The organism is Paraliomyxa miuraensis (assembly GCF_026337845.1).
Lineage (GTDB): Bacteria > Myxococcota_A > Polyangia > Nannocystales > Nannocystaceae > Paraliomyxa > Paraliomyxa miuraensis.
Genome location: NZ_JAOVZF010000130.1, coordinates 1 through 17,852, shown reverse-complemented (window position 1 = coordinate 17,852; position 17,852 = coordinate 1). Strand labels below are relative to the sequence as shown.

Annotated in this window: 14 protein-coding genes and 2 pseudogenes; 8 read left to right on the top strand and 8 right to left on the bottom strand. The window is 69.6% G+C overall.

Going from position 1 to position 17,852, the window contains the following annotated elements; translation table 11 throughout:
• Positions 1-29 precede the first annotated feature (29 nt).
• Positions 30-1,202: a hypothetical protein gene (locus OEB96_RS03510; RefSeq protein ID WP_266213992.1), complete on the bottom strand. Its 1,173-nt coding sequence runs from the start codon at positions 1,200-1,202 to the stop codon at positions 30-32.
• 153 nt (positions 1,203-1,355) lie between these two features.
• Between OEB96_RS03510 and OEB96_RS03505 the strand changes: the two genes are divergently transcribed.
• Both OEB96_RS03505 and OEB96_RS03500 read left to right on the top strand, forming a co-directional pair.
• Positions 1,356-4,190 carry a serine/threonine-protein kinase gene (locus tag OEB96_RS03505; RefSeq protein WP_266213991.1) on the top strand — a complete coding sequence of 945 codons (2,835 nt, stop codon included), beginning with the start codon at positions 1,356-1,358 and terminating at the stop codon, positions 4,188-4,190.
• Between the two features lie 25 nt (positions 4,191-4,215).
• Positions 4,216-5,928: an AAA family ATPase gene (locus tag OEB96_RS03500; protein WP_266213990.1), complete on the top strand. Its 1,713-nt coding sequence runs from the start codon at positions 4,216-4,218 to the stop codon at positions 5,926-5,928.
• A 6-nt stretch (positions 5,929-5,934) separates the two neighbouring features.
• On the opposite strand, the gene OEB96_RS03495 is transcribed toward OEB96_RS03500, so the two are convergent.
• Both OEB96_RS03495 and OEB96_RS03490 read right to left on the bottom strand, forming a co-directional pair.
• Positions 5,935-7,221, bottom strand: a complete 1,287-nt coding sequence (locus OEB96_RS03495; protein WP_266213989.1) for an aspartate aminotransferase family protein — start codon at positions 7,219-7,221, stop codon at positions 5,935-5,937.
• A gap of 84 nt (positions 7,222-7,305) precedes the next feature.
• Positions 7,306-8,409: a hypothetical protein gene (locus OEB96_RS03490; RefSeq protein WP_266213988.1), complete on the bottom strand. Its 1,104-nt coding sequence runs from the start codon at positions 8,407-8,409 to the stop codon at positions 7,306-7,308.
• Between the two features lie 113 nt (positions 8,410-8,522).
• On the opposite strand from OEB96_RS03490, the gene OEB96_RS03485 reads away from it, so the two are divergent.
• The gene (locus OEB96_RS03485; protein ID WP_266213987.1) at positions 8,523-9,947 is read left to right on the top strand and encodes a DsbA family protein; all 1,425 of its coding nucleotides are present in this window, start codon (positions 8,523-8,525) and stop codon (positions 9,945-9,947) included.
• Positions 9,944-10,621, top strand: coding sequence for a TrmH family RNA methyltransferase (locus tag OEB96_RS03480; protein WP_266213986.1), 678 nt, complete (start codon positions 9,944-9,946; stop codon positions 10,619-10,621). The genes OEB96_RS03485 and OEB96_RS03480 overlap by 4 nt, the downstream gene beginning before the upstream one ends.
• Positions 10,622-10,633: 12 nt before the next feature.
• Here OEB96_RS03480 and OEB96_RS03475 read toward each other — a convergent pair whose 3' ends face one another.
• Complete coding sequence (locus OEB96_RS03475; protein WP_266213985.1) at positions 10,634-11,551, bottom strand: LysR family transcriptional regulator; 918 nt, start codon at positions 11,549-11,551, stop codon at positions 10,634-10,636.
• A gap of 75 nt (positions 11,552-11,626) precedes the next feature.
• On the opposite strand from OEB96_RS03475, the gene OEB96_RS03470 reads away from it, so the two are divergent.
• The 4 genes and pseudogenes from OEB96_RS03470 to rhuM form a co-directional block, all read left to right on the top strand.
• Positions 11,627-12,208 (top strand): SRPBCC family protein, encoded by a 582-nt coding sequence (locus OEB96_RS03470; RefSeq protein ID WP_266213984.1) that lies wholly within the window; start codon positions 11,627-11,629, stop codon positions 12,206-12,208.
• A gap of 68 nt (positions 12,209-12,276) precedes the next feature.
• Positions 12,277-13,899 carry a hypothetical protein gene (locus tag OEB96_RS03465; RefSeq protein ID WP_266213983.1) on the top strand — a complete coding sequence of 541 codons (1,623 nt, stop codon included), beginning with the start codon at positions 12,277-12,279 and terminating at the stop codon, positions 13,897-13,899.
• 5 nt (positions 13,900-13,904) lie between these two features.
• Positions 13,905-14,375, top strand: coding sequence for a hypothetical protein (locus OEB96_RS03460; RefSeq protein WP_266213982.1), 471 nt, complete (start codon positions 13,905-13,907; stop codon positions 14,373-14,375).
• Between the two features lie 38 nt (positions 14,376-14,413).
• Positions 14,414-14,569 (top strand): annotated as a pseudogene (rhuM, locus tag OEB96_RS46595) (RhuM family protein); the annotation flags it as partial.
• 40 nt (positions 14,570-14,609) lie between these two features.
• Here the strand turns inward: rhuM and OEB96_RS03450 are convergent.
• From OEB96_RS03450 to OEB96_RS03435, 4 genes and pseudogenes are all read right to left on the bottom strand, one after another.
• Positions 14,610-15,113, bottom strand: coding sequence for a hypothetical protein (locus OEB96_RS03450; RefSeq protein ID WP_266214036.1), 504 nt, complete (start codon positions 15,111-15,113; stop codon positions 14,610-14,612).
• 47 nt (positions 15,114-15,160) lie between these two features.
• On the bottom strand, positions 15,161-15,634 hold the full coding sequence (locus OEB96_RS03445; protein WP_266213981.1) for a hypothetical protein: 474 nt from the start codon (positions 15,632-15,634) through the stop codon (positions 15,161-15,163).
• An 83-nt stretch (positions 15,635-15,717) separates the two neighbouring features.
• Positions 15,718-16,194 carry a hypothetical protein gene (locus tag OEB96_RS03440; RefSeq protein WP_266213980.1) on the bottom strand — a complete coding sequence of 159 codons (477 nt, stop codon included), beginning with the start codon at positions 16,192-16,194 and terminating at the stop codon, positions 15,718-15,720.
• Between the two features lie 54 nt (positions 16,195-16,248).
• Positions 16,249-17,852: pseudogene (locus tag OEB96_RS03435) on the bottom strand (hypothetical protein); the annotation flags it as partial.

Sequence of the window (17,852 nt, the reverse complement as noted above, 5' to 3'; positions counted from 1 at the left end):
CGCCCGGTCGCCGTACGACGATCGGGCGCTCAGAGGCTGGCCGGCTCGCATGCCGCCGTATCGAGGTCGGCCGGCGCCGAGATCGAGACGTCCTCGTACCCGAGCGAGTGAACCACGTCGAAGGCGGTGATCACGTCCTGCCAGGGCACGTCGTTGGCGCTCTGCACATCGGCCCGTGAGCACGGCTCCCTGGTCGCGAGCTCCTCGATCGCTCGGCGCAGGAGCGTGGGATCCTGCTCGACACGATTGCGGGCGACGGTGCGGCAAGGCGGAGGCGGCGGAGGCGGTGGTGGCTTGCGAGGCCCGGTGTGCTCGGCCCCAATCAACCCGCGCGAGCCCAGCCCGAGCGTGCCCGAGCCGAGATCGACCCCCATGAGCCCGGCCCACACGTCGTCGGCGCCCTCGGTGTCATCGAGGGACTTGCTCATCGCCTCGATCGCCTCGAGCACGCGGGGATCGGGCGGCTCGTAGCGCTGGACGTAGAGACACCCGGAAGCCGGCTCCCAGGTCTCGCGCCCGCGCACGGCGATCGTGCTGCCCAGCACGATCACATCGGGCCGCCAGCAATCCCGACCGAAGTGCGGATGCGGAGGCTCCTCGCCCTCGACGCAGTAGCGCTGCACGTGGACGGGCAGGGTGCCGAGCTTGCCGTCGGCCCCCCGCACGCCGAAGCGCGGAGGCGTGAGCCCGGCCCGTCCGGCGTTGTAGAGCACGCGAACGACCTCGATGAACGGAGCGTCGCGGTCGGCGAACATGGTGTAGCGGTCGGGCTCTCCCACGCCGCGCAGCTCGAGCGCCAGGCCGGCCCCGGCATGCACTCGCTCCATGGCCTCGACCAGCGTGGGGTTGGCGAGCGCCTCGGCCCCATCGCCGGGCAGGGGTGGCAGCGCGATGGCGGGCATGTGAGTCCATGGCGGTCCGCCCCGCTCGGTCATCTGCTTCCCGAGCGCGTCCTCGCCGAGCGCCAGCCAGGCGGACACGTCGTCGAGCTGCACCGTGCCGTCCTGCAACAGCACCCGCACGCCCTCCGGCACCGGCTCGAGCGCCGACCGGGGAGCACGCGGGAGCGGAGCGGCCTCGATGCGCTCCTGGAGCGCTCGTTCGACGCGTCCGACCCGACCCGAGGATCCCATGCACGAGGCCTGGGCCACGCCGAGGACCACGAGCGCTCCGCTCGAGGTCACCCGCCGCCTCTTGCTCACCACCCCCATCGGGCAACGAGCGTGCCGCTCGAGCCCTGCACCGTCAAGCCGACACCGGCCGAGACCAGCGAGCGGAAGCGACCTGCCCAGCGGCCCGTCCGCGAACCACCGGGCGCGCGCCGCCCCATCGCGAGGGCGTTATCATCCGCGCCGGTGTCCTCGAGCGCCATCACCAGCCCCACCTCGCAGTCGCCGGAGCCGCTGGCCGAGCTCCTGGGCAGCGCCGCCACGTGGGTCGACGACGAGCTGCCGAGCGCGCGCCGATCGGAGCAGGTGCTGCCGCGCGGCGAGTCGGTCGGTCGCTACGTGATCCTCGAGCGCGTGGGCTCGGGCGGCATGGGGGTGGTGTACGCCGCCTACGATCGCGATCTCGATCGACGCGTGGCCATCAAGCTCCTGCACGCCCACCACGGACCCGATCCCGAGACCAAGGAGAGCAAGGGCCAGGCCCGGCTGCTGCGCGAGGCGCAAGCGATGGCCAAGCTCGCGCACCCCAACGTGGTCGCCGTGCACGAGGTCGGCACGTTCCAGCACCGCACGTTCGTGGCCATGGAGTTCGTCGACGGGCCGACCTTCAAGCAGTGGCGCAAGCAAGCCCGGCGCTCGTGGCGAGAGGTGGTGGAGGTGCTGGTGCAGGCCGGCAAGGGCCTGGCGGCCGCGCACGAGCAGGGGCTGGTGCACCGCGACTTCAAGCCCGAGAACATGCTGCTGGGTCGGGATGGTCGGGTGCGCGTGCTCGACTTTGGCCTGGCTCGCTCGATGAGCGAGGGCAGCGAGCGGCTACAGCTGCCGCTCGAGCCCGAGTGGCTGCCACGGGACAGCACGTCGATCCGCTTGACCGCGACCGGAGCGCTGACGGGCACGCCCGCCTACATGGCGCCCGAGCAGTACCGCGGGCAGGCCACCGACGCCCGCACCGATCAGTTCGCGTTCTGCGTGACCCTGTGGGAGGCGCTCTACGACGAGCGACCGTTCCGCGGGGACAACCGAGCCCAGCTGGCCATGGCGGTGTGCAAGGGGGAGCTGCGAGAGCCGCCGCCCCGCGACGTGCCGGCGTTCTTGCGGCGTGCGCTTCGACGAGGGCTGTCGCTGCGGCCCGACGAGCGCTTCGAGTCGATGGAGGCCCTGCTGGCCGCGATCGATCGTGATCCGGGCCGAACCCGTCGCCGCATGCTCGCGGCGGGCCTGGGCACGCTCGCGATCGCCACGCTGTCGGGCGCGACGGCGTGGTGGTCGGGAGGTGGGAGCGAGGATCCCTGCGGCGGGGGACGGCAGCGGCTGGCCACCGCCTGGGGCGATGCACGTCGCGAGGCGGTGGCCGCGGCGTTCGGCGCCGTGGAGGCCGAGTTCGCCGCCACCAGCCAGCAAACGGTGGAGCACGAGCTCGACGCCTACACCACGCGCTGGATCGAGGGCCATCGCGATGCTTGCGAGGCCACCCACGTTCGACACGAGCAATCGAGCGAGCTGCTCGATCGCCGCATGGCCTGTCTCGACCGCCGACGCCTGGCACTCGACGCCACCACCGAGCTGCTGGCAGCCGGCGACCGCGACGTGATCGCACGCTCGGTGGGGGCGGTGATGGCCCTGCCCTCGCTCGACGAGTGTGCCCGTCCCGAGGCATTGATGGCCGCCTACAGTCCTCCCGAGCCGTCGATGGAGGCCGAGGTCGAGACGCTGCGCGGTCGCCTGGCGCGGGCCAACGCGCTGGGGCTGACCGGCCGAGCCGAGGTCGGGCTGGCGGAGGCCCGCGCGGTGGTGGCCCGGGCCGCCGAGCTCGACTACGCGCCGCTGCGGGCCGAGGCGGCCCTGACCATGGGACAGGTGGCCGCCAACGTGGGGCACGAGGAGGAAGCGCTCGAGCAGCTCTACACCGCGGTGGACGAGGCGGTGGCCGCCGGGCACGACGAGGTGCTGGTGCGCGCGACGACCGACCTGATCTCGTTCGTCGGGGTGAACCTGTCGCGCTACGACGAAGCCGAGCGCTGGGGTCGACTGGCCGGCGCTGCCGTGCGTCGCCGCGGGCGCGACATGAACGACACGATCGACCTCGACCAGTCGCTGTGCTTCATGCGCTCCGACAAGGGCGATCCAACGGGGGCCATGCCCCTGTGCCAGGAGGCCCTGGAGCTGTCGATCGTGCGCCATGGGCCCGAGCACGCGAGCACGGGGGTGGCTCACCGCGCCCTTGGCAACGCCCACTACGCGGCGGGACAGCTCGAAGCAGCCGAGCACGACTATCAGCGCGCGACCGAGCTGTTCCTCGCCTCGCATGGCCTCGATCATCCCGAGTACCCCAACCTCCTCAATGCGCTCGCGGCCGTGTGCTACTCGCAGGGTCGGGGCGAGCCGTGCGTGGCCAAATTCGAAGAGGCGCTGCAGGCCTCGATCCGCGCGCACGGTCCCGATCACCCGGCCGTGGCCGACCTCACCAACAACCTCGCGGTGGTGCTGATGGACCAGGGGCGGCTCGACCAAGCCGAGGCACACGCCAAGCGCTCGCTCGAGCTACGGCGCGCGCGGTCGGGTGACGACCACCCCGGGGTGGGAGCGGCGCTGCGGGTGCTGGCCAGCATCGCCGAAGGGCGCGGTGATCTGCGCATGGCCGCCGAGCATGCCGACCAGGCGCTGGCGCAGCTACGACGGACCCGGGGCGAGCAGCACCCCGACGTGCTCGACGTGCTGGGTCTGCGTGCGGGAATCGAGCTGGCCGCCGGGCGAGTCGACGACGGCGTGCGCGACCTCGAGGACGCGCTCGCGATGGCCGAGGCGCTCGAGCGTCCGGCGCTCGAGCGCGCGGCTCGGCGCTTCGCGCTGGCCAAGGCGCTGGCCGAGCATCGACCCGATGATCGAGCGCGAGCGCTCGAGCTCGCCACGGCGGCGGAAGCGGAAGCCAAGGCCGCGGACCCCAATGCACCAGTGGTCCAGGAGATCGCAACATGGCGCGTGGGGCTCGACGGGACGGCCGCGGTAGCTCCTTCGCGGTAGCGCACGCTTGGGGTAGAGTTCGGGCGTGGATCGACCGGCGCTCCGCCTTCCGATCGGCCAATCGGACTTTCGCGTGCTGCGAGAGCAGGGCTGCGCCTATGTCGACAAGTCCGCGTTCATCGTCGACGTGCTCGAGGCCAGCGCACAGGTACTCCTGCTGCCGCGACCGCGACGCTTCGGCAAGACGCTCAACCTCTCGATGCTGCGCTACTACCTCGATCGAACTCCCCCGGGCAGCAGGGGGGAGGATCGCAGCGGGTCGTTCGCGGGCCTCGCGGTCGAAGGCTCGGAGATCGCACGGCTCCACGCACAGCGCTACCCGGTCATGTTCCTGACCTTCAAGGACGTCAAGGAGCTGTCCTGGGAGTCGTGCGTCGAGCGCATGTCCAACGTGCTCGCAGGGGTCTACCGCGAGCACGTCTACTTGCTCGACAGCGACGTCCTGCAGCCCCACGAACGCGAGACGTTCACCGCGATCCTCCGCGAGAAGGCAACCGTGGCCCAGGGCGCGACCGCGCTTCGCGACCTGTCTCGCTGGCTTGCGCTCCATCACGGCGAACGCGTCGTGATCCTGATCGACGAGTACGACACCCCGCTGCACGCGGCCTACTACGGCCGCTACTACGAGCAGGCCGTGGGCCACCTGCGCAGTCTCTTGTCGGGCGGTCTCAAGGACAACCCGTACCTCTTCAAGGGCGTGCTCACCGGAATCTTGCGCGTCGCCAAGGAGAGCATCTTCTCGGGGCTCAACAACCTTGCGGTCTACTCGATCCTTCGGCCCGAATTCGCCACTGCGTTCGGCTTCACCGAGCCCGAAGTGGCCGAGCTCGCCGCGCTCGCCGGCTCCCCCGAGGCGCTCGGGGGGATCCGCGAGTGGTACGATGGCTACCGCTTCGGGGAGCAGAAGCTCTACAACCCGTGGTCGGTGCTCTCCTTCCTCGACAGCGCGGATCGCAAGTTCCGGCCCTACTGGATCACGACCAGCTCCAACGAGCTCGTCTACGATCTGCTCGCCACGGGACCCCGGGGCCTGCGCACCGAGCTCGAGATGCTGCTGGCGGGGGGCACCGTCGACAAGCCGATCGACGAACACATCGTACTGCGCGAGATCGAGACCAAGCCGGACGCGGTGTGGAGCTTCTTGTTGTTCACGGGGTACCTCCGGGCGCGCGAGCTCTATACCGATGCGCTCGATCTGCAATGGGCGCGGCTGGACCTCCCCAACCGGGAGGTTCGTGCGGCCCTCAACGCCATGGTGCAGAGCTGGATGAGCGAGCAGGTGGGCGGCTCCTCCGAGCTCCAGGCACTCCTACAGGCGCTCCTCCGCGGCGACACGCGCACGCTCGAGCGCTACCTCTCCCACATGATGAAGGTGAGCCTCTCGTATCACGACACCGGGGGCCGCGAGCCCGAGCGCGTGATCCATGGCTTCATCGTGGGGCTCTTGGTGGGCCTGCAGCCCGACCACGAGGTCCGGAGCAACCGCGAGTCGGGGTATGGGCGCTACGACGTGATGGTGCTGCCGCGCAGCCCGGGCCGGCCGGGGGTGGTGCTCGAGCTGAAGACGATCGACGTCGAGCACGGCGAGACCCCGAGCGCGGCTCTCGATGACGCGCTGCACCAGATCCGCGAGCGCGACTACTCCACCGAGCTGCGCGAGCGCGGAGCCAGCCCGATCATCGAGCTGGCCGCGGTGTTCGATGGCAAGCGAGCGTGGGTGGCCCGCGCCAAGGATTGAGCCGGCCTACTTCACCGCCGCCAGCGCGCGGTCGAGGCGATCGCAGCCCTCTCGAAGTGCATCGTCGTCGATGAGCATGGGCGGGGCGATCCGCAGCACGTTGCCCCAGCGTCCGCCCTTGCCGAGCAACAAGCCCTCGCGCTTGGCCGCCTCCATCAGCTGCGCCGCCTTGCCCGGCGATGGCTCCTTGGTGCCCCGGTCCTCCACCAGCTCGAGCGCCTGCATCAGTCCCATGCCGCGCACGTCGCCGATGAAGGCGTGGCGCTCACGCGCCGCCTCGAGCCGCTCGCGCAGCACGGCACCGAGGCGCTCGGCGCGGCGGGGGATGTCGTGCTGCTCCATCACGTCGAACGTGGCGTTGGTGGCGGCCATCGACACCGGGTTGCCGCCATAGGTCGAGAGCGACAGGCCCCGAAGCGACGCGGCGATCTCCGGCCTGGCGATGGTCGCCCCCACGGGCATGCCGTTGGCGATGCCCTTGGCGAAGGTCATGATCTCGGGCTCCACGCCCCAGTGCTCGATGCCGAACCACTTGCCACCGGTGCGGCCGAAGCCGGTCTGCACCTCGTCGCAGATGAACACACCGCCGTACTTGCGAACGATGCCCACCGCGATCTGGAAGTACTCGGGCGGCGGCACGATGAACCCACCCACGCCCTGGATCGGCTCGGCCATGAACGCCGCGGGGGCGCCGGTGGTGCAGGTCTGGATCAGCTCCTCGAGGTCGTGGGCGCACCGCACCTCGCAGCTGGGGTAGGACAGACCAAACGGGCAGCGGTAGCAGTAGGCGGGGTGGCCGTGCACCACCCCCGCGATCGCGGCCGGAAGCGGGCGCCAGTTGCTGTGCGCGGTGACGCTGAGCGCCAGCGCCGAGCGTCCCGAGTACGCGTGGCGCAGGGCGATGATCTCGTGGCGACCGGTATGGACCTTGGCGAGCTGGATTGCGGTCTCGTCGGCCTCGGTGCCGGAGTTGGAGAAGAAGCTCTGCTTGAGCTGGCCCGGGGTCATCTTCGCCAGGCGCTCGGCCGCGCGCACCAGGCCCTCGGTGGGATAGAGCGTGGAGGTATGGCCCAGCCGGCGCGACTGCTCGGCAATCGCCTCCACCACCTCGGGCTGGCAGTGCCCGAGCGAGACGGTGAGGATGCCGCCGAAGAAGTCGAGGTACTCGTGCCCGTCGACGTCGCGAACCTGGCAGCCCCGGCCCTCGGTCAGGACCACCGGCTCCTCGTAGTAGTTCGCCACGCAAGGGAACAGGAACTCTTGGTGCTTGTCGAGGATCTCCTGGCGCTCCATGGGGCGGGGAGCATAGCCCGAACCACCAGGACGACGCGACGGGCCGGCGCTCTGCCTTCGGCGCGCGCCGGGACCCTCCCCTGGTCAGGCCCCGTCACCCGTGAGGGTACGGTGCACCGGCTTGCCATCCGCGTCCCAGCCCAACAGCAGGCGATAGTCGCCCTCGTAGTACGAGCTGTCGTAGACGACCTCTTCATGGCCGTCCCCCTCGAGATCGACCAGGTAGCGTATCGCGTAGGAATCCAGGGTCGGGCCAGGACCATGCACGGCCTCGACCCGACCGGTGGCATCGGCCAGCACCAACGCGGCCACGTGCTCGACCGGGGCACCGTCGGGAGACGGGCGCAGCGGCACCTCGATGGCCACCACATGGGTGAACCCCCGAGGGAACCGCCCCTGCACGGCCCGAGCGTTGCGCTTGCCGAATGCCTTCCGCTCGAGCGCGCGTCGACAGTCCTCGTCGGTGGCCAGCCCCGCCACCGCGGGGCGGATCGCCTCCAGCAGCGCCTTGCCCTCCGGCGTGCCGAGCTCGACCTTCTCGGCCTTGCGCAGGGGCGGGAGCATGCCTTCGTAGTCGCGGGCTCGCATGGCCAGGCCCTGCACGTCCTCGAGGTCGAGGGCCACCACGAAGTGCAGCTCGCTGGCTCCCGTCCCCACGCCGAACCCCGTGACCTTGCCGCGCCGCTGGCCGGCCGGGGTGGCCACGAGCCACTCGTCCTCACGAGCAAAGCCCACCGGCAGCTCGACCTCCGAAGGCAGCGTGCTCTCGATGCCGTCGAATTCCTGCTCGGCGAACGCGAGGATGGCGAGGTCGTCGCTCCCGGTCGGGCCGGTGGCATCGATCACGTCGACCACGGTGCGATGGCCGTACGACAGCTCGGCCCAGTAGACCTTCGAGAGCTCGACCTTCGTGCGCGCGGGCCCGATCTCGGGCTCCACGTTGGCCTCGGCCTTCGCGGCTTCTTCGGCCTTGGCCCTCGCATCTGCCTCCGCCTCGGCCCTTCGCGCGGCCTCTGCCTCCGCCTCGGCTTCCGCCTTGGCCCTGGCCTCCGCCTCGGCTTCCGCCTTGGCCTCGGCCTCTGCCTCCGACCTTCGCGCGGCCTCGACCGGCGCCCCGCCGTCGGTGCAGGCCACCGCGAGCAGCGACCCGAGAAGAGCGATCCACGGGGGGAGGACGTCGTGCTTCATGGTGACCTCGAGCCCTACGATCGCCGGCCCTGGCCCATTCCGCCACCGCGGGCCCGGATTCGCGCCCATGACCGCGGTTGAGCCCGGGAGCGCTGCTCGCTAGCGTAGGCGCGATGCCCTCGTCTCGCCGTTCCCCGTGGGGTCTGCCGTCCATCCTGCTCGCATGGAGCCTCGGGTCCGTGCTGGCCTGCCGACCCGCGCCGGTCGCCGTGACCTCGGCCGATCCCGCCCGCGGCTCGGACTACGTGGAAGCGACCAACGAGCCCTCGCCGGAGCCGGCGGTCGCGACCGCAGCGGCGCCGCAAGCCGAGGCCTCGCCGCGGATGTTCGCCCAGGAGGTCGACGGAGCCTACGACGAGCTGGTCACGGGCGAGCGCATGCGAGCCGAGTATGGCGCAGGCGATCCATGGCTCGGCGCCGAGCGGCCCACCGTGACCATCGTGGCGTTCCTCGACTACCAGTGTCCCTACAGCAAGCGGCTCCTGCCCTCGCTCTACGAGCTGGTCGAGCTCTACCCCGAGGACTTGCGCGTGGTGTTCAAGCACCACCCGCTGGCCATGCACAAGGACGCTCGCTTCGCCGCCACCGCGGCCATCGCCGCGGGACGGCAGGGTCGGTTCTGGGCCATGCACGACGCGCTGTTCGAGGACCAGCATCGACTCGATCGCGCGTCCGTACTCGACACCGCCGGCCGACTCGGCTTCGACCTGCGCCGCTTCGAGGCCGACCTCGAGGATTCCTCGATCGCCGCTGCAGTCGACGCCGACGTGGGCCAGTCCACGCGCCTGGGCATGCGCGGGACCCCGGCCATGTTCATCAACGGTCGCATGCTCTCCGGCGCCCGCCCGCTGCCCGAGCTGCGACAGGAGATCCAGTCCGAGCTCGAGCTCGCGGGGCGCATGATGGATGCCGGTGCGCAGCGGGCCCATCTCTACGCGCACTTCATGCATGCGGCGCTCATGGAGGCCGCCGGCGCCAAGCCATCGGCACGACCGGACCAGATCGCCGACGACGTGCGCCGCGAGGTGAGCACCGCCGGGCTGCCTCGCCGCGGAGCCGCCGATCCCAGGGTGACGATCGTCGTGTGCTCCGACTTCGACTGCCCGTTCTGCAGTCGGGTGCGATCCACCCTCGACGAGCTGCTGGCCGACCACCCCGACGACGTGGCGCTGTTCTACCGCCACCTTCCGCTCCCGTTCCACAAGGGGGCCGAGCCGGCCGCGCGGGCGGCCACGGCTGCCCACGCACAGGGCAAGTTCTGGAAGATGCACGACCTGTTGTTCGACAACCAGAAGAAGCGCACCGATGCGGATCTCGAGAAGCTCGCGCGCAAGGCGGGCGTCGACGTCAAGAAGTGGCGCAAGGCGTTCCAGAGCGAGGCGGTCGCGGCCGAGGTGGCGGCGCAGAGCGCCGCGTGCTCGGCCAACGACGTACGCGGCACCCCCGGCTTCCTCGTCAATGGCCGGCTGCTCAGCGGCGCCCGGCCGCTGGCGGACTTCGAGCAGGTGATCCAGGAGGAGCTACGGCGCGGCCGGTGAGCGAGCGCGAGCCCATCGCCGGGGCGAGCGAGCCCGACGGGCCGGGCGAGCCGGACGAGCGCGTGCCCGGGGTGGGCCCGCATCCACGGCCGTGGCCCGACGATCCTCGCCTCGATCCCGAGCTGCTCGCCCACGGCGACCGGCGCAACGTGCTCGACCGCTATCGCTACTGGCGGGTCGAGGCGATCGTGGCCGATCTCGACCGCCGGCGTCATCCCTTCCACGTTGCGGTGGAGAACTGGACCCGCGACCCGAACATCGGCGCGGTGGTCCGCAGCGCGAACGCGTTCATGGCCGCGGCGGTGCACATCGTGGGACGCCGACGCTGGAATCGACGAGGCGCGATGATGACCGAGCGGTACCAGCACGTGCATCACCACGAGTCGGTGGCCGAGCTGGCGGCGTGGGCCGAGGCGGCCGGGCTGCCGGTGCTGGGGGTCGACAACCTGCCCGGGGCGCGGCCGATCGATCGCGCCGTGCTGCCGCGCGCATGCGTGCTGCTGCTGGGGCAGGAGGGGCCCGGGCTCAGCGAAGAGGCACGGCGAGCGGTGGCTGCCGTGCTCTCGATTCCGCAGTTCGGGTCGACGCGATCGATCAACGCGAGCGCGGCCGCGGCGGTGGCGATGTACGAGTGGTGCCGGCGGCATGCGGAGCGCGCCGTGGACCAAGGGTGAGCCGGCTCCCGCTCACACGTCTCGAGCCAGAGCCGGCACGGTGCGCGCCAGGTGATCCACCAGCGCTCGCGTGGCCGCGCTGCGACTGCGCGAGGCCGGATACACCGCCCACATCGGCGCGGGCATGGGCAGCGCCCCGGGCAGCACCTCCACCAGCGCCCCCGACTTGAGCTCCTTCCAGCAGGTGAACGCCACGAGGGGCGCAATGCCGAACCCGTCGAGCGCCGCCTTGCGGGCGGTCTCTTGGCTGTTGCTGCGCACACGGTTGCGAAAGTCCACCTTGACCGGGCCATCGGGCCCCAGCAGCGTGCGGATCGCATTGGGCACCCAATTGTCCATGGCGATGCAGTCGTGCCCGGCGAGCTGCTCGGGCCGCTGTGGGGTACCGCGGCGCGAGAGGTAGTCGGGGCTCGCCACCAGCACGACATGGGAGTCCACGAGCTTGTACGCGCGCAGCTGGGTCGAGTCGGGCGGCGCTCCGCCGCGCAGCGCCACGTCGATGCCCCGCTCGATGATGTCCACCTTCTCGAGCGTGTGCAGGAGCTCGAGCTCCACCTCTGGGTGATCACGCACGAAGCCCGAGAGCATCGCCCAGATCACGCCGCCGTCGTCCGGCGGCGCCGTCACGCGCACCAGACCCGAGGGCGTCGCTCGGAACTCGCTCACGGCCCGCGCCGCTTCCTCCACGTCGTGCGTGATGCGAGCGGTTCGCTCGTAATAGACGCGCCCCGCATCGGTGAGCCCCACGCTCCGCGTGGTGCGGTGGAGCAGACGAAACCCGAGCTGCTCCTCGAGCCGGCCGATCCGCCGACTGATCGCCGACGTGGGCAACCCGAGCTTCCTGCCCGCCGCCGTGAAGCTGCCCTGGGTCACCACCTCGGTGAAGACCACCACGTCGTTGAGGTCGATGCTCAGCGTGGAGAGGCTCACTGTTATCATCCTGGCAACGATGTCTTTTCGAGATGAGCACTACCCCATCTTCGATAACAATCGTAGACCCATTGCGTGAACGCAGCCACTGCAATCCAGGGAATCGTCGCCTTCGCCCTCACTGCTCTGACCGGGGCCTGTGCATCGGCCCCTCCGCCCGAGGCCCAAGAACCCATCGCGCTCGACGAGCCGGCCGTCGTGCTCGATGGCCAGCGCTACCTCGAGTATCGCGTGGGAGCCACGATCGCAGCGGAGCCCGAGGTGCTGTGGGCGCTGCTGACCGACGCTGGTGGCTACCCGCAGTGGAATTCCACGGTGATCTCGATCGACGGGACGATCGCAGCCGGAGAGGAGATCGAGCTGCGTGCGACGATCGATCCCGAGCGCACGTTCGAGCTCACCGTCAGCACGTTCGACGAGAACCGCACGCTCGTGTGGGAGGACGGCGGGAAGGCGTTCAAGGGCGTTCGAACGTTCACCCTCACGCCTCGCGGCGACGGCGCCACCGAGTTTCGCATGGCCGAGGTCTTCACCGGTTCGATGATGGGCATGATCGAGGGCAAGCTCCCCGACTTTCGCCCCGCGTTCGATGCCTTCGCGGCCGACCTCCAGCGCACCGCCCAGACGCGTGCCGACGCGCGTGCCGACGCCGGCTGAGCGCGCGGTGGGTGTATGCTCGGCCGCAGGGGTCGAACATGCGATCACGATTGCTGTTGGTGGGATGCATGCTCGCCGCGTGCAAGGGCTCGGGGTCGGAGGCCGAGGCACAGCCGGCAGCGCCGTCCGTGGGGGTCGAGGCTTCGCCCGAGATCGAGGCGGATCCGCCCGAGCCGGCGCAGCAGGAGCCCGAGGCCGCTCCCGAGGTCGAGGCCGCGGTCGCCCCCGAGGCACCGGTCGAGCTGGCGCCCGCGCCCGAGCTCACCTGGTGGTGTGCGTGCGACTCGGAGCACGGCGGCGAGGAGGGGTCGAGCGAGCTCATGACCTGCTGGGCCCGCAAGGCGGCGTGCCTCGAGCGCGAGCGCGAGGCGAGGACCGGCACCGAGACCATCGTGGCCAACAGCCTCACCATGCGATGCAAGCGAATCCATGGTGAACCCCGCCGGGCCGCGGGGTGGCCCGAGCGCTGGGATGCGGACGGCGATCCGCTCGTGCGGACGCATCGCCACGGGTGTCTGCTACCGGAGGACTACGGCTCGCTCATGCCCTTGCCTCCGCCCGAGGAGCCGCCACCACCGCCGACTCCCGAGCCGCATCCCGAGCAGCTCGAGTCCCTCGCCAGGGAGTACGGCGAAGGCACGTCTCGCATCAGGCGGAGCGACGAGGTCTCGCAGGCCCGGCGCTGGCACAAGGTGGACTACGTCGAGCAGATGCTCGCGGCCACCAAGGGCGACGAGGCTGCGCTCGCGGTGTTGATGGGGCTACGGCTCGATGGTGCCGGCGCCGAGGTCCACGGACCCAACCTCGAGAGCCTGCTGCTCGGCTTCGGCGACGAGGCCTTCGCGCGGGTGCTCGCCGCGCAGTCCCGGTCGACGATCTCACTGGTGCTCGAACACATCGACTGGTCGATCCAGCTGACCGAGATCGACGACCCCCGGCACTACCGGCAGACCCATCCGAAGACGTTTGCGCTCGATCCGTCGCCGCCCGGCAAGCCCCCAGTGGATGTCGTGCGCGCGTGGTGGTGCGCCTGCACCGAGCGCGACGGCACCTCGGGCACGTCCTGCCGTGCGCGGGCCGAGGCCTGCGTGGAGCTCGAGCAACAGGCGATCGTGGGCGGGCTCGAGGGCATCGAGAAGGCCTGCCGCATGGTCGTTGCTGCGCACCCCGGTGACGAGCTCGACGGGCGCGAGGTGTGGCAGGGCTCGTCGAAGCGCGGCTGGGACAGTGCGGGCGCATGTCGTCTCCGGGGCGGGACGCAGCGGCCGGAAGCGCTCGGATCGAGCGAGCCGCAGCCCGAGCTGCTCGAGGCGCTCGCTCGGCTCCACGCAGCGGGCACCGACGAGGACCCCTTGCCCACGCAGGTACGCACGTGGTTCGGCCAGGACTACCGAGCGCTCGTGGCCAAGGCGGTCAGCAGCGAGAAGGCGGCGGGCAAGCTCGTGGGGCTTCGGATCGAGGGTCCCGTGCTCGACATCCACGCATCCACCGTGGACTCGATCATGCGCGGCTACGGCGACGAGGCCTTTGCTGCGATCTTGGCGCGGCTGCCCCGGGCGGCTCGCGAGCATGCCCTGTGGGCGCTCGACTACCTCGAGAACCGGGGGCTCGACAGTCCGTCGCACTATCGATTCGTGTACCCGCGCACGTTCGCGGCGGGCAAGCACCGTGCGTATCGGCTCGGGGATTGAGCCGGATGACGCTCGCGGTGCGATGGGGCGGGGCCGGGGTCGGGGCCGGGATGGTGGTGGCGCTGGCGACGTGGGCGAGCGCGGGGTGCCGGGCCGCGCGGGATGTCGAGCCGCCCGCGAAGGAGATCGTGGGGGCCTGCGAGGTGGTCCTGCGGCGTGCGGTCGAGGAGGCGCGAGACGACCGCGAGCAGCCCGTGTCGCTCGTGCACGTGCAAGGGACCGATGCCGCCTGTGCGGCGGCAGCCGAGCGGCTGGGCGGCGAGCCGGGCGTGGCGATGTGGACCGAGCGCCCGCGTGCTCGGTGCCCCGGCCGGCGCTGCGGGCCGCCGGATGGCAATCCGCTGGTGGTGATCCGGCACGAGCGGGAGGACTGCTTTCGGGTGGCGGAGCTGCGCTGGACCGGGGGGGTTGGTCGGAGGCGGTGCGTCGATGAGCACGGGGTGGGGGTGGTGGATGACGGGGTGGTGGTGTACTGAGGGCTGATTCGCGTGCGCTTGCATCGGTGCACGCCCCGATGAGCAAGCACTTCGAGAGAGTCTTCGAGTCTGGCGAGCTCGATACGACCTTCTACAACCTCGACGCCATCATCGCCGTCGGTTACCGCGTCAACAGCCATCAGGCCACCCAATTCCGCATCTGGGCGACCAAGACCCTGCGCGAGTTCATGATCAAGGGCTTCCGCGCACGATCCCGTCCCACGACCGCAAGTGTCACTCCGGGCACGGCATGTCCGGCTCAAGGGCGACGTAGGGCTCGCCGTCGATGTTCGGATCTGGGCCATAGAGGCTGCTTCCCGCGGCCCAGTACACGATTACCATGGGAAGTAGCTCGCTATGGCAGCAGTACCAACTGCAGGCAAAGGGGCCATTCGCGAAGCCCTCGATGTACAGCAACCCGTTGGGACTGTACTCACAGTCGGATCGCCTGTACTCCGCATTCGGATCGAGTCCTTCGAGCGTGCCGGTGAGGTCTTCGTAGGCACGATCGGTCAAGAACCCGCAGCCCGAGCGGTCGACCGAGGGGTCCACGCCAACGATGTCGAGGCGGCGATCGAGCCGGTAGAACCGAGCTTCGGGGATCTCGTACTCGAGCGTGCCCGGCGGCTCATCCTCGGGCGTCTCGGGGCCGCAGCCGGCGAAGATGATCGCAAGGGCCAAGATCGTGATGGTCTCGTATTTGAGCCCCACCCCCTCGCGCCGGGCGTGTAGCGCCACACGTGAAGCGTATCGTCGCGCACGATCCCGTCCCACGACCGCAAGTGTCACTCCGGGCACGGCATGTCCGGCTCGAGGGCGACGTAGGGCTCGCCGTTGATGCTGGGCCTTTGACCGTAGATGTTGTTCAATGCGGACCAGTACACGACTACCATGGGAAGGATCTCGCTATGGCAGCAGTACCAATTGCAATCGAAGGGGCTATTCGCGAAGCCCTCGATGTACAGCAACCCGTTGGGACTGTACTCACAGTCGGATCGCCTGTACTCCGCATTCGGATCGAGTCCTTCGAGCGTGCCGGTGAGGTCTTCGTAGGCACGATCGGTCAAGAACCCGCAGCCCGAGCGGTCGACCGAGGGGTCCACGCCAACGATGTCGAGGCGGCGATCGAGCCGGTAGAACCGAGCTTCGGGGATCTCGTACTCGAGCGTGCCCGGCGGCTCATCGTCCTCGTCGGGCGTCTCGGGGCCGCAGCCGGCGAAGATGATCGCAAGGGCCAAGATCGTGATGGTCTTGTACATGAGCCCCACCCCCTCGCGCCGGACATGCAACTCCACAAGTGCAACATGTCGCCGCGCACGATCCCGTCCCACGACCGCAAGTGTCACTCCGGGCACGGCATATCCGGCTCGAGGGCGACGTAGGGCTCGCCGTCGATGTTGGGCCTTTGATCGAAGAGGTTGCTTCCTACGACGAAGTAGACCGTTGCAGCCCGGATGAGATCGGGATGACAGCAGTACCACGCGCAGAGGAAGGGGCTGTGCGTGAAACCCTCGATGTAGAACCAGTCGTCCGCCGGAGGAGCAGTTTGTGAGCACTCTGGGTGCACGCCGTAGTCTACGCTGGGATCGAGCGCATCGATCGTGTTCATGAGATCGTCGTAGGCTCGGTCGGTTAGGAATCCACATCCTGAACGGGCAAGCATGGGATCCTTCGCCACGATGTCGACACGCCGTTCGAGCCTATAGTATCGTGCGAAAGGGTCTTCGTATTCGAGTGTCCCCGGTGGGTCGTCGTCGATCTCGGGACCGCAGCCCGCGAAGGTGATTACAAGGGCCACGATCGTGATGGTCTTGGACATGAACCCCACCCCGTTCCCTCCCGTTGGTTGGCGTCGTAGAGCCACCGTAGCATCTCAGAACCCCCAGTGCATCCCCACGGGCGCGTGGTCGGGCGGCGTTGGCATGGTGACCCCGCAATCGAAGTCCCTCTCTCCGGGCATGCAGCGCCACACGTGCAGCATGTCGCCGACGGCATCGAACCATGCCACGTCGTGGCAGCCATCGGCGTCGAAGTCGCCCACATAGGGGCTGTAGTCTCCCTCGAGCGAGAACGGCTTGGCCTCGTGCCCGCCCGCTTGATCATGGTACCACACGTAGCTCGGGCCCGTTGCCCATGCCGACGCGCCTTCTGAGGTCAGACCCCAGCTGCGGTGCCAAAAGATGTCGTCGATGCCGTCGCCGTCGAAGTCACCCACGAACGGTCTGAAGCTGTGACCCACCCGCTTGGGGATCGTGGCGAAGCCGAGCCGGGTCGCGGTGCTCGTCGAGAGCCACAGTACGTCCTCGATGTCGAGGAAGCCGGCCGGAAGGTTGGAGACTCCTTGCCACATGATATCGGCTCGGCCATCGCCATTGAAGTCTCCGATCGCGGGGATGTTCTCGCCGGGTACCAGCCCGAGCTCGCCTTGTGGCTTCCTGGACGTCTCGACCACCTCGAACGTCTCATCGTCGAGCCGCCACGTGGTCACGCGGCCCGCCTGGGGCTCGAACCACACGATGTCGTCGGGGCGTCCGGCTCCACGGTAGGGAGCCGCGAGCGGATACGCGAAGTCGGACTGCTGCGGCACGTCGGCCCACTCCTTGATGGCATTGCTCGCGGCCGCGACCGCGGTATCGGCTTCGTTGCCGGGCCGGTAGAGATAGACGACATCGCGGTCGAGGTGCAGACCGTCGAAGCGCCCGATGACGGGCACCGCGAACGAGTCGTGCGGCCACTCGAAGGCGGTGGTGGTGAGGCCGGAGTTGAAGACCGCGAGGTCGGTGACGTCGGGACCAGGCCCGAAGAAAAGCAGGTCGAAGGTCGTCGCGTCATCGGACAGTTGCAGCGGAATCACGACCTCGCTCGCGTTCGGGAACCATCCTCCCGCTGGCGGCGGCTGCGGCGAGGAATAGGGGAACGACGCGGCCGTGAACGTGATCCCGTCGGGTCCCAGTTGCGGTCGCCACAGGATCCCTTCGGTCGCGCCTTCGACGTGCCAGAGTATCTCGGAGCCTTGGCCGAGGACGCCAGCATATCGATAGCCGAGCGCGGGCGCTCTGGTCTCGAAGCGAGCCCGAGGGGTGTGCTGAAGAAAGAACGCCGAGAGGCGATCGTAGTGTGTGAGGTGCTCGGCATCATCGGAGAAGCCCGTGCACCCGGGCGTGCTCATCACCGAGGTAGGGTCGATCGGCGTCAGGTGGCGAGGGTCGGAATCGCTACAGCCGTTCCCCATCGACCCCGGGTGATTGACCTCCTCGTGGACGAAGCCCATCATGTGCCCGAGCTCGTGTCGAAGCACCAAGAGTAGCTGCGTATCGCCGAATCCTGCGATCGGGCCGTTCTGGAGCAGGATCGTACGCACGAGGTTGCCGCCGATGGGCTCGAGCGCAGACGTGGTCGGGTAGACCGGTCCCGGGATGACTCCCGGGACCGGCCCCCCACAGATCCGGACGTGCGGATTTCCCGCATCCGGCTCCT